General features: G+C 35.7%; 13 protein-coding genes and 1 other annotated feature. Of the genes, 2 read left to right on the top strand and 11 right to left on the bottom strand.

Going from position 1 to position 13879, the window contains the following annotated elements; translation table 11 throughout:
* The first annotated feature begins 259 nt into the window (after window positions 1-259).
* Both RTK36_RS05600 and RTK36_RS05605 read left to right on the top strand, forming a co-directional pair.
* The gene (locus tag RTK36_RS05600) at window positions 260-880 is read left to right on the top strand and encodes a YbjQ family protein (protein ID WP_312045135.1); all 621 of its coding nucleotides are present in this window, start codon (window positions 260-262) and stop codon (window positions 878-880) included.
* 143 nt (window positions 881-1023) lie between these two features.
* Entirely contained in the window at window positions 1024-1641 is a 618-nt protein-coding gene (locus RTK36_RS05605; protein ID WP_312045136.1) for a zinc ribbon domain-containing protein, read from the top strand.
* Window positions 1642-1790: 149 nt separating this feature from the next.
* Here the strand turns inward: RTK36_RS05605 and RTK36_RS05610 are convergent, their stop codons facing one another.
* From RTK36_RS05610 to RTK36_RS05660, 11 genes are all read right to left on the bottom strand, one after another.
* Window positions 1791-2417 carry a hypothetical protein gene (locus RTK36_RS05610; RefSeq protein ID WP_312045137.1) on the bottom strand — a complete coding sequence of 209 codons (627 nt, stop codon included), beginning with the start codon at window positions 2415-2417 and terminating at the stop codon, window positions 1791-1793.
* 16 nt (window positions 2418-2433) lie between these two features.
* Entirely contained in the window at window positions 2434-2961 is a 528-nt protein-coding gene (locus RTK36_RS05615) for a hypothetical protein (protein WP_312045138.1), read from the bottom strand.
* 113 nt (window positions 2962-3074) lie between these two features.
* Window positions 3075-3761 carry a YbjQ family protein gene (locus RTK36_RS05620; protein WP_312045139.1) on the bottom strand — a complete coding sequence of 229 codons (687 nt, stop codon included), beginning with the start codon at window positions 3759-3761 and terminating at the stop codon, window positions 3075-3077.
* A 260-nt stretch (window positions 3762-4021) separates the two neighbouring features.
* Complete coding sequence (locus RTK36_RS05625; RefSeq protein ID WP_312045140.1) at window positions 4022-5023, bottom strand: hypothetical protein; 1002 nt, start codon at window positions 5021-5023, stop codon at window positions 4022-4024.
* A gap of 99 nt (window positions 5024-5122) precedes the next feature.
* Window positions 5123-5401, bottom strand: coding sequence for an HU family DNA-binding protein (locus RTK36_RS05630; RefSeq protein ID WP_312045141.1), 279 nt, complete (start codon window positions 5399-5401; stop codon window positions 5123-5125).
* Window positions 5402-5774: 373 nt separating this feature from the next.
* The gene (metA, locus tag RTK36_RS05635) at window positions 5775-6695 is read right to left on the bottom strand and encodes a homoserine O-acetyltransferase MetA (RefSeq protein ID WP_312045142.1); all 921 of its coding nucleotides are present in this window, start codon (window positions 6693-6695) and stop codon (window positions 5775-5777) included.
* Window positions 6696-6776: 81 nt separating this feature from the next.
* Entirely contained in the window at window positions 6777-8060 is a 1284-nt protein-coding gene (locus tag RTK36_RS05640) for an O-acetylhomoserine aminocarboxypropyltransferase/cysteine synthase family protein (RefSeq protein WP_312045143.1), read from the bottom strand.
* A 59-nt stretch (window positions 8061-8119) separates the two neighbouring features.
* Window positions 8120-8360, bottom strand: a binding site (T-box leader).
* 356 nt (window positions 8361-8716) lie between these two features.
* On the bottom strand, window positions 8717-9295 hold the full coding sequence (locus tag RTK36_RS05645; protein WP_312045231.1) for a dipicolinate synthase subunit B: 579 nt from the start codon (window positions 9293-9295) through the stop codon (window positions 8717-8719).
* A gap of 16 nt (window positions 9296-9311) precedes the next feature.
* Window positions 9312-10178 (bottom strand): dipicolinate synthase subunit DpsA, encoded by an 867-nt coding sequence (dpsA, locus tag RTK36_RS05650; protein WP_312045144.1) that lies wholly within the window; start codon window positions 10176-10178, stop codon window positions 9312-9314.
* 157 nt (window positions 10179-10335) lie between these two features.
* Window positions 10336-13428 carry an SMC family ATPase gene (locus RTK36_RS05655; RefSeq protein ID WP_312045145.1) on the bottom strand — a complete coding sequence of 1031 codons (3093 nt, stop codon included), beginning with the start codon at window positions 13426-13428 and terminating at the stop codon, window positions 10336-10338.
* On the bottom strand, window positions 13425-13879 hold a 455-nt coding region (locus tag RTK36_RS05660; protein WP_312045146.1), incomplete at its 5' end, for an exonuclease SbcCD subunit D C-terminal domain-containing protein. The genes RTK36_RS05655 and RTK36_RS05660, both read right to left, overlap by 4 nt.

Consider the following 13879-nt stretch of genomic DNA (forward strand, 5'->3'; position numbering starts at 1 on the left):
TAAAGGCTAAAACAGCCCTAAAGCATGGTATATTCATAGGGGTATAATGGGATAGCATATGCAGGTATGGGGGCGTAGTTTACATTTTTGAAAGCGTTTGATTTGTGGGAAAGCGGGGTATCTGATGTATCCACACATCACAACTAAATTTGACCACCGAAAACTTAATTATAGAAATAGCCTTATATCTATTCAAAAATACTGGGTTTTATTGTAATATACGTATATTCAATAAATTTAATGGGGGGTATCTATTTTTATGGAACGAACATCAAAAGACTTATATTCAAATGCATATGATTTACAGTATAACAAGAAAGATTACGTAAAAGCGTATGTGATATATCAAACAATTATAGAAAAATATCCTGAATCAAAAGAAGCACAATATGCAATTTCTCAATTAGCAAATATAGAAAATATCCCTGATTTCTCTAAGGATAATATTACCGTTGCAATAAAAGATAAAGCATTGGAATACAATTCCGAACAAACAATTACGAATATTGTTTCTGATGACAAATTTGATAAAAATTTCTTAACCTCATCAGGTTTTAATTTTGAAGGATATAAAATTATCGAATATTTTGATTTCATTAGTAGCGAAAAGGTAATGGGTATGGGTATATTTAAGGGTATTTCTTCGTCCCTTTCAAACATAATTGGAGCAGAATCTACTTCTCTTTCATCTATACTAGAACAGACAAAATCTACTGTATTAAGAGATCTAAAAAAACAAGCTCTTATGTTAGGAGCGAATGCACTAATTGGAATTGATTTAGATTACACTATGTTTGGGGATTCTCTTGTTGGCGTAATAATGAGTGGTACAGCCATAAAGATTGAAGAAACAAATACAAAAGATTCTGCAAGCAAATAACATTTTTCTTTACCAACTGCAATAAAAAACCCTGATAAGAAATTACTTACTTCTGGTATATCTCAACACTTACATATTAAGAATAATTTGTAAAATTAAACCACTTGGGATATAATGATGTCATTTAAAAGGAGTGGTATAAAATGTTAATAAAATGTCCTGAATGCGGAAAAGAAATTAGTGATAAAGCAATTGCATGTATTCACTGTGGTTATCCAATTAATGATTACTCAAATAATAAGCCTTCGACCGAACCTAGTAAAGATCAACCAAATTATCATTATGCCTATTGTCCTAGATGTATAGATAATGCAATCATTGATAAAAATATGGATGATTATGAATCTGTCGTTTGCCAAAACTGTCATGATGCTAAAAATCCTTCTTATAAAACCATTAATTACATAGTAACCGATTTTAAATTAGAAGATGGAAAAATTGCTTTTACAGACTTTTTAAGGAAACTTACGTTAAGAAGAGGCGGTTTGATTTTTGAAGAACAGTCATACAAATATCGTCTTAGAAATTACAAATTTAATTTACTGGAACAAACGGATAAAAAAATAGGTGACTCAGTTAAATATGTAGGAACGCCAAAACAGCAAGGTCAATCAATACCTCATTGCCCAGTATGTGGTAGTACAGACCTCGAAAAATTATCTTCTGCTGGTAAGGTAGCTAAAATGGGGGCATTTGGAATTTTTGGCGCAGGAGATTTAGGTAAAACTTGGAGATGCAAAAATTGCGATAGTAAATTTTAAAGGTAACATAAAAAGGACTAAATACAATTAGTCCTTTTTTCCTACGGTACTCACCAGTTTAGAGGTTTACACAAACTTTAGGATACTACCAAAACTTGAGATACTCTCTATTTTTCAACATTGAAACATTCGTTTTTTAACTGAAACTTTTAATAGCTAGTTTGACTTTTTATCCCTATTAATTCTTTAAAGTATTCATCTATAATCTTTGCCTGATCAAGGACAGCTCTCCATTCCTTATCATCCGTTTCATAGGCAGAATTACAAGTAAGGATTTCAAAAGGTTCTTTGTCTGTAAATACTAGTCTAATTATTATTTCCGCTCGCTCAACTGTTTCGCTTTCAATATTAGACTTTGATGCACCTACAACTGCACCAGTCGTACCAAACAATAATGCTCCTTTTAATGCCTTGTTAGAGTTACTAATGGTATATGTTTTTGTCTTAGAAACTACAACCATCTCATAATCTTTCAAAGTGGAATAGCCTATTTCATACATCTTATATCCTGCTCTAAGAACAAGAATCTTTTTTCTATTATTATCAAAATATAACGCAGCGTCTGCTATGTGTAATTCTTTACTTAGGTCAAAATTTTCATACTCATACCAACAATGAAAGCTCCCAAGTTCTTTCTTGAAAAGTCCCTTTTTAATAGGCTCTTTAATAACTTCGCATTTAAATTGATCCTTGCTAAACTCAGTATATTTACTCGCTCTAGTTATTGCTTCGTCCAAACTTATAGCATTATATATTGCATCATATAATTTCAACATGTATCTCCCCCTGATTTTATTCAAACTCAATATCAGTATCAGACTTCCACTTGTCAGATTTCAAATACCATTCTTTTTCTTTATATTTATCACAATGTGAGGAACCAGTACATTTAGTCATAAACCAGCCACAAAACTTTTTAATTTTATCATAGTAAATACATCTTGCTCTATGCCTCCTACAACCTTTGCTTTTTAGGTAATCAATGTGGCATGGTGTACCAATATTTTTACTTAGCCCAATATATTCATTAGTAAATTCATGTACACTTGCTTTGTCGGGTGGTTGAATATAACTCTCGTCATAGTCTGATAATTCATTATTAACTTTACTTTCTTTGGGTTTAAATCTTCCACAGTAACTTAATTGGCAAAATTGTCTATAATAGCCGCTAAAACGATTATCACAAGTCAATTTTTCATCATTGAAATATATGCAGTCTTTTCCTTTTTCGCCACGTTTAACGTGTTTATTTGATTTAGACTTACTATTCTTAATGGTGATAATTCCACTATGATTTGCTAATCTATTTTTCTTTCCCATAAATAAGTCACCCACTAAATAATAAAGGATTAAATTACTTTATCTTGTATTGATTTTGCAGGATTAACATTTTTTCCTAGTCTAAAGATTTTATATTGAATGCAAGTTTTAAATTATTTAATTGAGTCAACTATTACCGAAGTGCCATTAGCAGATACCCCAATCATATTATTAGAAAAATTTACAAAGTCAAAATCAACTCCAATTAAAGCGTTACCGCCTTTTGCAATTGAATTAATAATTAGTTTTTCAAGTGCTTTGTCTTTTGCCAACTCCATTTTTTTTGAAAATTGATTGGATTGTTCTCCTGTTAAGTCTGCAAAAGCTGCTGACATTTCTGAAAAAAAGCCAGTTCCCAAAACAATGCTTCCACTAACAACACCACAGTATTTTTCAATATAATAATTTTCAAAATTGAAACCTGTGGTTACCATATGTAAATCTATTTCGTGGTTAGTAATAGAATTAACTCTTTCTTGTTCCTCCTGTAATCGTTTTTCTAATATTTGTGCGTGTTGTTTATTTTCAAAATGTTTAGAGTTTTTAGCAATATAATCTTTGCAAAAATCATCTATTATTCCCAATATATTATCTGAAGCACCATCATTTTTTAGTTCATCTTTTAAACTTTTATTTAACTCATTTATTTCATCAATAGATTTGGCATTCCTTATTAAAAACAATGGGTCACTTACTGTTTTTTTACATTTTTCACAGAAAACAAGGCTTCCATCATTTAAAATTAACGGTACATCTAAATACCCAATTTTTTTGCCACATACATTACAAGTTTTTGCCATTTTGTTTCTCCTCCTAGTGCAGAGATTATTTTTTAATTATTAGCCTATATTTTAAATGTACAGATTTTAAAAGCATTATCATTATCTAAAAATAAAGCTTACTTAACCATTTCTCGTCCTAAACCAAGACATAAAAATTAATTTATATTATACCACCAAATCATTCCAAAATCTAACAATTTTTCCCTATAAGCCAACCTCTAAAGAAAATAACATCACGGTGAAAACTAATTCCACCAATGCAAATCCATAAAGAATAATCACCAAGGTTCAACCTCCACCCTACACAGAGCATCATAAACCCTCTTGGGAATCTTCCGCTTATACTTATCTGCCATTAACAAGATACATGCCTCTTTATGACGCTTATATTCTGCAAACGCTTCTTCTGGTGTATCCCAATAATTTATAGTAAAAGCTTGACCATCTCCCCCTAAAGCCTTATCAATAGATATTTGACCATAGTATTTATCCATTTTTTCATCATAACGCACGCCGTAAGGAAGCCCTTTATCCTTTATATTTTTTGTCTTTCTAGCATAATGCCTTTTACAATTTGACAACATAACATTCAAAGTCCAAGGCAAAATACAACATTTATCTGGAGCATACTCCTTATTTCCCTTACATAATAAGTCTTTATCAATAACCATCTGCTCATTATCGCACGCATAATAATTAGCTTCATACCATTCTTGAAATAACTCGAAGTCGTTTTTCCAACCTTCATACATAGTGGATTCTGCATAGTGAGGATATTGTTTTTTAACCTCTTTGTCAAAACATCTCATTACAACCCCATTATAAATTTGACGTGCTTTACTTCCCTTTATTGTGGCATATGGAATATACTCTTGATTTCTATGTAAATCTGCTATAGTGATTCTTTTTTGATTTAAATTTTCCAACTCTTTCGTTGATACATATATCAAATTTTTATAATAATTATTTGACTTATCTCCATCAATAAACCATATTCTATTTTTGCCATAACCAGGTTCAAGAAAATGCTCTGCCACTAATTTAGATGGACAGGTATCAACAGGAAATTTACTTCCATCTATGTCAATTTGATTAATGGTAAAGTGAACGTCCCCCGTCTTGTGAATATGGTAATTTTTTCTTAAATTATTTACTAATCGACCATAATTTGAAATCCAATAATTTTCAGTCCTATGTACTTGTACAAAGATTTCATCTCCTTGTATTTTTTCAATTTTTGCCTTTTTCGTATCTAATACACCTTTTTCTAATTCAAACATTATTACCCTCCTGTAATTTTACATAAAGAAAGATGGCTACACATATGTATCACCATCTAATGATTGTTTTCTATTTATAGTTGTAGCGGAAGCGGGTCATTATTTATTAAGCTTCTGAAATAATTCTTTACCACAAGTAAACTTAACTCGTTTGCAAGCTGGTACTAATATCATTTTTTCTGTCTGCGGATTATACTTGAGTCTTTCTTTATAATCCCTGACCTCAAATTTACCAAAATTGACGATTTTAATTTTACCATCCTCTTCTAACAATTCACCAAATGCTTCAATAGCTGCATTTAAGAACAACCGTGTATCAACTTTCTTCATGCCTGATATTTCTGAAATTCTTTCTACTATGTCTTTTTTCGTTATCATATTACTCATCCTCCTTTGTACTCATATCTTGGATATTAAATTGTTATGCTCATTTCCTTTTATTTTGCCCTTGTAAAGCCGATTTTGTTTTAACCAGTAGAAATATGTATCTCTAATCCCTTGTCGTTCTGAGGCAATAAAAAGCATATTTTAAGCACTAAAATAAGTGCCTATACGCTTGTATTTCTACTAAACATATAGACACTTATTTAGATGTTCAAAGTATTATTTAATGGTCTTTTTTCGTACCCCATTTACTATAAAATCGTACCCCATCCGTACCCCTTTTTCATACCAAACGGCACTATATTGCGATACTTTACGATACTTTTATCAATCATGCCCAACTTCCCAAACCCTTGTAAACACTGGACTATCTGTTGATTTTCGTTATATCATAAGGAGTCGTCTGATAGACGTAGTAGTTCAACCAATTAGAATAAAGCAAATTCCCATGGGCACGCCAACGTACAAGAGGTGATTTTGTGTCATCATCATTGGGAAAATAATTAGCAGGAACCGCTGTATCCAACCCGGCGTTCTTATCCCGTCTATACTCATTATCCAGCGTGTAAGGATCATACTCCGAATGCCCCATAATAAAAATTTGTTTGCCATCTAATGAAGATATCGCATAGACGCCTGCCTCTTTAGAGGAAGCCAAGATTTCCAAATTACTTACTTTTTTAATATCTTCTTCACTCACTGTTGTATATCTAGAATGGGGTGCAAAAAACACATCGTCTGCGCCTCTTAAAAGCATTGAATTTTTCTTATCAATCACATGAGGGAATACGCCAAAAAGCTTTTCATCCATTTGATGTTTCTGAATTCCATAATGATAATAAAGCCCAGCCTGAGCACCCCAGCAAATATGGAATGTGCTATGAACATTTGTCTTACTCCACTCCATCATTTCTTTCAATTCATCCCAATAGTCGACCTCTTCAAAATCCATTTTCTCCACAGGAGCGCCAGTAATAATAAAGCCGTCGAAATTATCGTTTTTGACTTCATCAAAGGTTTTGTAAAACGCCAGCAAATGTTCACTTGAAGTGTTTTTTGAAATATGAGACTTAATATGAATCAACTCCAACTCAATTTGTAACGGCGTATTTCCTAAAAGTCTGAAAATCTGTGTTTCGGTATCAATCTTTGTAGGCATCAAGTTTAATAGCAATATTTTTAAGGGACGTATATCTTGGGTTATGGCTCTGTGCTCCGTCATAACAAAGATATTTTCCTCAGTTAATACTTTTACCGCAGGTAACTCGTTAGGTATTTTGATTGGCATTATTTATCACCGCTTTCTTTATTGTAAACAAAATACATCCCTTTAAAATAGAATCGTTAATGTCGTGTTTTTTTAGAACTTTTATATTAGATTTAAAGCTTGTTCAATGTCATCAATTAAGTCCTGTGCATTCTCCAATCCGCAGGAGAAACGAACCAAATCACCGGATATTCCCGCTGCAACAAGTTCACTTTCGTTCATTTGTCTATGGGTAGCGCTTGCAGGATGCAGGCAACAGGTTCTTGCATCAGCAACATGTGTTGCAATGGAAGCAAGCTTCAAACCATTCATAAATTTTTCTGCAGCTTCTCTTCCGCCCTTTACGCCAAAGCTTACAACACCGCATGTGCCATTTGGCATATACTTTTGTGCAGTTTCATAGAACTTATCTCCCTCTAAACCAGGATATACCACCCACGTAATCTTGTCATTTTCTTTTAGATATTTTGCAACAGCAAGGGCGTTTTCACAATGACGAGGCACTCTTACATGCAGGCTTTCCAATCCCAAATTTAGAAGAAATGCTGTTTGAGGGGATTGAGATGAACCAAAATCTCTCATCAGCTGAGCTGTCGCCTTGGTGATAAACGCACCACCTTGGCCGAATTTTTCCACATAAGTAATGCCATGATAGCTATGGTCAGGCGTGCAAAGGCCTGGGAATTTTTCTGCATTTGCCTTCCAATCAAATTTGCCAGAATCCACGATACAACCACCTACCCCGGCGCCGTGACCATCAAGATATTTTGTTGTGGAGTGGGTAACAATATCCGCACCCCATTCAAAAGGTCGGCAATTCACAGGGGTTGCAAAGGTATTATCAATTACCAACGGTACCCCATGGGCATGGGCTGCGTTTGCGAAGCGTTCAATGTCAAGAACAGTTAAAGCAGGATTTGCTATGGTTTCACCAAAAACAGCTTTTGTGTTTGGTCTAAACGCAGCTTCCAATTCCGCGTCCGTACAATCCGGTGTAATAAAAGTAAAGTCAACACCCATTTTCTTCATGGTAACGGAAAACAAATTGTAAGTGCCACCATAAATTGTTGAGCAAGAAACTACATGATCTCCGTTGGATGCAATGTTGAAAATGGCAAAAAAGTTTGCAGCCTGACCTGATGAGGTTAACATAGCCGCTGTGCCGCCTTCCATTTCGCAAATTTTTGCCGCAACATAGTCGCAAGTAGGATTTTGCAGTCTGGAATAAAAATAGCCGTTTTCCTCTAAATCAAAAAGCTTTCCCATTTCCTGACTGGTCTCATATTTAAATGTAGTGCTCTGAATAATAGGAATTTGTCTCGGTTCACCGTTTTGTGGTGTATAACCGCCCTGTACGCATTTTGTTTCTATTCTGTAATCACTCATAATTTTCAAATCCTCCTTTTTTTCTGTCTGAAATTAAAAAAACCCGTCTCAAAGATAAACTTTGAGACGGGATATTCCCGCGGTACCACTCAAATTGCATTATAAAAATAATGCCACCTCTCAGGCTCAAACAAGCCCTATGCTTTTACGCAGCAATCACGGAAGGAGCCTACCGACATTTTCATGTTTTCGAACCTTCAGCTCAGAAGCCATAGGCATTAAGTATTTTTGTTATCGGTTTCCACCAAACCCGACTCTCTGTAAACGCAGCAACTCAGCCCTCTTCGTCATAGCTTTTATATTTAATTTGTTTTATTATAGCATCTCAATTTTGTTTGTCAATAAAAACTTTTTAAAAATATTAAAGGCTGTTGATTTTGAGCTAGGTTTCAAGCAGTATAAAATTGTAAAATAAATATGAACGAGTCACGAAAATTGATTGGCTTTCTAACTTTTTTATAAACACCAAGATAGCTTATAGACACTGCTTTGCTTGATAAATATAAAGTTTGTCATATAATCTTGGTTTTTTTGATGCATAAAGACAAAAATTAACACCCAACTGCTTGGGGACGAAGCAATTGGGTGTTTTGCAGAATAAAAATATTTTTTCGAATGAATCTCTTCTCAAATCCAAATTTTCCTTTTCACAATCTCTATTGAAGCAAAGGTTGCATTTGAATACCATCAAATGCAAATTCTAAAGTTGGAACAATCAATTCTGTTCTGGCTATCATAGACTTGGGTTTTCCCTCATAGTTATCCTGTTGGAAGGGAACAAAATAAATACCTTTTGTGTTCATTAAACAGCCAATATTGGTTAAATTCAGCCCCAACGCATCATTGGTTGAGATGGAAATAACCAAAGGTTTATTGTTGCGCATGTGAGCCTTCGCAGCCATCAGCACAGAGGTATCGGTAATGCCATTGCTCAACTTTGCGATGGTATTTCCTGTACAAGGCGCAATAATTAAAATGTCCAGCATCCCTTGAGGTCCAAGGGGTTCCGCGTCAACAATAGTTAAAACCGGTTCATTGCCTGTTATTTCCACAACTTTTTTCAAAAACTCTTCTGCCTTCCCAAATCTTGTATCCATGGTTGCTGCATTTGTGGATAAAATAGGAATTATGTTTGCTTTTTCCCGCTTCAATTGTTCCAACTCTTTGATAATTTTATCAAATGTACAAAAGGAACCTGTAATTGCAAAACCGATATTTTTACCTTCTAATTTCATCATAAACTCCCCCTAATCAATGTTCCAATGAGGCTACAATACCACCCAATAAAATACGTGCACTGGTTTTTGGCGAATATCTACCGGGAATTCCTAGGGATAACTTTGCTGTAATCCCATTTTGCTTACAAGCTTCAAAGTCCGTACCTCCCGGTGCTGAAGCAATATCAATTATAACCCCATGGGGGTTTACCTTATCAATGAGTTGTGCATCTAACACCATGGCAGGAATTGTGTTGAAAATAAATTGCTGTGTAGAAATAAGCTCAGGTAATTCGTTCAAAGAAACCCCTTGATAGCCTTGTGCTTTTGCATCTTCTCTTGCAGCCTCTTTTCTTGCTCCAATGGTTACTTTGGCATCCAAGCCTTGTAATCTTTTTGCAATAGCTTTCGCACATCGACCATATCCCAACACAAGACAATTTTCTTGATTCATATTTTGGGTGCTTAAGGTAATTGCCTCAGCAATAGCACCCTCAGCAGTTGTAATAGCATTTTCAACTGCAATTTCTTCCATTTTCATAAAATCATAGCAATGCACATTTTTTTGATGTGCCGCTTCCATTACGCCACTTGCAATATTGCCTCCAAATAAAATTGTGTTTTCTCTTAACTGTTCAGAAAAATCAGACAACAGGACTACCGTGTCATCTTTCGTCAATAGAAGCTTGCCATCTTTCGTAAAAGGTACAGGCGTAACTATGATATCTGCCCATTGCATGGCACTTTCCATTGATTCAAACCTTTCAATCCCCGATAATTGTCCCGCACCATCCAAGGCATAGGTTCCTACTTGGTGAAAAACATCTTTTAATGCATCAGCCAAGTAAAGAAGCCTAAGATCTCCGCCCATTACAAGAATTTTTTTTTCTGACCATTCCATTATCCCGCCCCCTATCTTTATTAAAATATGCACCATAAAAAATCATGTGTTTGTCTGGATAACAGCAAGAAAGAATAGCTTGAGAATTCGTCTTTTTGACCACATAAAAACAACAGGCCTGAAACACAAACCTGTTGTTATCTAATTACTATGAAACTTAAGAAATCACCTCAACGGAGCTACCTTTTGAACTGCGCTGAACCAGAATTTTCTTTTCAATGTTTTCTTTTAATTCAGTAATATGGGATATAATACCCACCAATCTATTTCCAAAGGACAGCCGCTGTAAGACCTGTACAGCCTGTTCTCTGGAATGCTCATCCAAAGCGCCGAAGCCTTCATCGATAAACATGGCATCAATTTGAACACCGCCTGCATGGCTCTGAATTACGTCAGAAAGACCCAAGGCCAAAGAAAGGGAGGCTTTAAAGGCTTCACCGCCCGAAAGGGATTTCACGGAGCGGCTCTTTCCTGTATAATAATCCATTACTTCCATCTCCAGACCGCTTTGACTGCGTTTATCGGAAGCATTTTCTGCACGAAGTAAACGATATCTCCCTTCAGTCATTTCTGCCAAGCGCAAGTTTGCAGCCCGAAGCACACGATCAAAGTAAAATCCTTGTACAAAAGATTCAAAGGTAATTTTGTCTTTACCGGAGAGTTCACCATTTGCTGTTTTAGATAGTTCAAGAATGGGCAAATACTGTTTTTCTAATTTTAGTCGAATTTTGAACTCTGCTTTTCCCTTTTGCAAAGCAATTTCTCGAATGGCATTGCTTCCATTTAATTCTTCCAATGCATCATCAATGGCATTTATACGCAAAGCAATGACATCCTTCTCGTTCTGGAGTGTTGTCAAATCATAGATTTTGGTTTCCTCACTTAATTCTGTACGTTGAACGAAGTTTTCAAGTTGTGTCAATTGATAGAAAAATGCTTGAACCTTTTGCTCCTCCTGCTCCAAAGTTTCTCTGCTCGCTGGCAAACTTAAATGGTACTGTTCCTCAGTTAGGAATCCTTTTTCCTCCATCATGGAATTAAACAGTGATACGGCTTGTTTTAACCGTTTTTCTCCCTGTAAAGCTACACTTCGGCTTTCCTCTAAGCGCGTTTCTAGTTTTTGAACTTCATCTTTTTTCTCCTGAAAAAGAGTAAGTATACGTTTATATTCTTCGTCTGCTTTATTTATATACCGTTGTAACCCATCAATTGCCAATTTCGCTTGTTCCGCTGTAGTATTTTTCTCAAGGCGTTGTTCTAAAGAAATGAATTCCCCTTGCAAAAGTCCCGATTTTTCAATATTGCCCTTGATTTTTATTTCTATGGCTTCTAATTGCTTCTTTTGGTCATCTAGGGATGTGGATTCCATCTCCAAAGTTTTTTCTAGCTTTGAAAACTCCAATAACTTGGTCTTATGTGCTTTTAACTCAAGTTCCAAGGTGTCTATTTCCTCTTGTATACATTTCAAATCCTCTTGTATCGTTTCTGTGGAAACAGCCTCCTCGGTACAAGATTTTTCAATATTTTCTCTTTGCACTTGGCATCTTGCGGAATGCTCCTTTCCTTTTGATGCAATTTCTTGCAAACTGACACTGGCCAGCTCTTCATCAGCTTTGGATTTTTTCCATTCTTCTTCCGTTGGTGCCGTTAAGGAAAGGACAGCTTTTTTGGGATGATCTAATGAGCCGCACACCGGGCATGGGGTACCCACTTGAAGCTTCTCAGCTAGAATACCTGCCTGTTCCCCTAAATATGCCATTTCTATAGCTTCTCGATTATGTCTTGTTTCTTTCCACCGTGCCTCAGCCATCTTGTATTGTTTTCTTAAAGTTTCCAGGGCAATTTCATCCAATTTTAAGGCCTCTTGCATGGAAATAATCTGTTTGATTCGTTTTTCTCTTTCTTTTTTACCTTGTTTTGCTTGCTCAATCATCAGCTCCTTTTTTTCCATAAGGGGCTTTTCCTCTAGCTTTGCTTTAACTTCAGAAATAGTCTCTTCTAAAACCTTAATCTTGCTTTTTATTGTGATTATGTCTTTCTCCAAAGATTGCTTTTCTTGCTTTAAAACAACCTTCTCTTTTTGTAAAGCTTCTTTTCTGGAATAGTCTGCAAAATCACTTTCCATTTTCTTCAGACGAATTCTCTCTTCGTTCAACCTTGGCTGTACATCGTCTTGTTTTTGCCGCTCTTCCTCAATGCTCTTTAAAACCGGATAGAGCGCACTTAATTTTTTCCCAAAGGTTACTATCTGGCTCTTTGTTTCCTCAAGCATTTCTCTTTCATGAAGCATTGATTTTTCCAGAGGTAGCACATAATCCTGAGCAATTCTTTGCTTCAAAAGAAACTCCTGTTTTTTTTGTTTCTCATCCTTCTTCTCAGATAATTGCTGCAGTTCCATTTTTGCTTTTTCTAAATTTTCAATACGCTTATTATTGATTTCACCCTTGCTGATATCCCGAGTAAGCTCCTGCTCCTTTTTTAAAAGATTTGCTTTCTCCCCTTTAAGGTGTAACATTTCCTTCTGTGCATCTGCAAAAGCCTTTTCCTCTTCCTCTAATATACCTTCAGCTTGATAAATTAAATTCTTTTCATCAAAACGATCTAAGGGGGAAAGCTGTTGCAAATAGTGAAGCAACTTTCTTTCACTATCCTCGAATTGGGTACGATTCTGCTTTTCTGTTTCCTTTAGTCTTTGCTGGAAATCAGCAAAGGTATTGGTATGAAAAACTTTTCGAAAAATTGCTCCTCTTTCACTACTTTCTGCATATAAGAGTTTTAAAAATTCACCTTGGGCAATCATGGCGATTTGCTTAAACTGCTTTGCATCTACGGATAAGAGCTCCTCCACCGCTTTCTTTACCTGAACAAAGCCTGTGGAAATGGTTTCTTCTTCACAGAATAATGATGCTTCCGCCACCTCTGTGGTCATTCCTTCTCCATTCTTTTTCGGTCGGCGATAGGCAGGATTGCGTATGATACGATAAGTTTTGTCTCTATGTTGAAATAATAATTCTATGTATGTTTTTGTGGTTCCTTGGGCGAAATCACTTCGAACACTGTCAATCCCTCGGTTAGAGCCACTGGTTTCACCAAACAACGCGAAACAAATGGCATCAAAAATGGTGGTTTTCCCTGCCCCAGTGTCACCACTGACAAGAAAAAGACCTCCCGCTCCAAGCTTTGAAAATGGAATCTCGATTTTCTCCGCAAAGGGGCCAAAAGCAGAAATTGTTAAATGTATGGGCTTCATTCCTGTTCATCCCCCAATTCATCCCAAGCTTTTCTTACCGCTTGTTTTTGCAGATCATTCATTTCCTTTTGATTTTGCCTTTCGAAAAATAATTGGAACAGCTCTTTGGGTGATGTATCTTCCGCTGAATAGGAAAATTCCCGTTCTTCATAGGTTCTTGCTTCCACCTCTAATGTCATTAGGTTGGGGTAGAAAATACGAAGTTGACCCAATGGGTCATTTAATGCCATGGTATCTGTAAGTATCCCCCGAATATAATCCTCAGAGCCACCCTCTGCTTTTGCCGCCTCCAGCAATCCCTCCAGAGGGCCTTTTATCTCACGCAAGGGTCGTTTTGGCAAAAAGGGAATAAAGTCAATTTGCACATCACCTTTTTCCCTAAATTCCACTTTTGTGATTGCTTTTTTGCGTGTGATTTCAGAAAATGAGTATGCCAGCGGCGAACCCGCAT

Source organism: Anaerotignum sp. (assembly GCF_031981185.1).
In the GTDB taxonomy this organism is placed as follows: domain Bacteria; phylum Bacillota; class Clostridia; order Lachnospirales; family Anaerotignaceae; genus Chakrabartyella.

Excerpts from the sequence above, each read along its gene's own strand:
- RTK36_RS05600 (WP_312045135.1), top strand. The coding sequence starts at position 260 with ATGGAACGAACATCAAAAGACTTATATTCAAATGCATATGATTTACAG.
- RTK36_RS05605 (WP_312045136.1), top strand. The coding sequence starts at position 1,024 with ATGTTAATAAAATGTCCTGAATGCGGAAAAGAAATTAGTGATAAAGCA.
- RTK36_RS05610 (WP_312045137.1), bottom strand. The coding sequence starts at position 2,417 with ATGTTGAAATTATATGATGCAATATATAATGCTATAAGTTTGGACGAA.
- RTK36_RS05615 (WP_312045138.1), bottom strand. The coding sequence starts at position 2,961 with ATGGGAAAGAAAAATAGATTAGCAAATCATAGTGGAATTATCACCATT.
- RTK36_RS05620 (WP_312045139.1), bottom strand. The coding sequence starts at position 3,761 with ATGGCAAAAACTTGTAATGTATGTGGCAAAAAAATTGGGTATTTAGAT.
- RTK36_RS05625 (WP_312045140.1), bottom strand. The coding sequence starts at position 5,023 with ATGTTTGAATTAGAAAAAGGTGTATTAGATACGAAAAAGGCAAAAATT.
- RTK36_RS05630 (WP_312045141.1), bottom strand. The coding sequence starts at position 5,401 with ATGATAACGAAAAAAGACATAGTAGAAAGAATTTCAGAAATATCAGGC.
- metA (WP_312045142.1), bottom strand. The coding sequence starts at position 6,695 with ATGCCAATCAAAATACCTAACGAGTTACCTGCGGTAAAAGTATTAACT.
- RTK36_RS05640 (WP_312045143.1), bottom strand. The coding sequence starts at position 8,060 with ATGAGTGATTACAGAATAGAAACAAAATGCGTACAGGGCGGTTATACA.
- RTK36_RS05645 (WP_312045231.1), bottom strand. The coding sequence starts at position 9,295 with ATGAAATTAGAAGGTAAAAATATCGGTTTTGCAATTACAGGTTCCTTT.
- dpsA (WP_312045144.1), bottom strand. The coding sequence starts at position 10,178 with ATGGAATGGTCAGAAAAAAAAATTCTTGTAATGGGCGGAGATCTTAGG.
- RTK36_RS05655 (WP_312045145.1), bottom strand. The coding sequence starts at position 13,428 with ATGAAGCCCATACATTTAACAATTTCTGCTTTTGGCCCCTTTGCGGAG.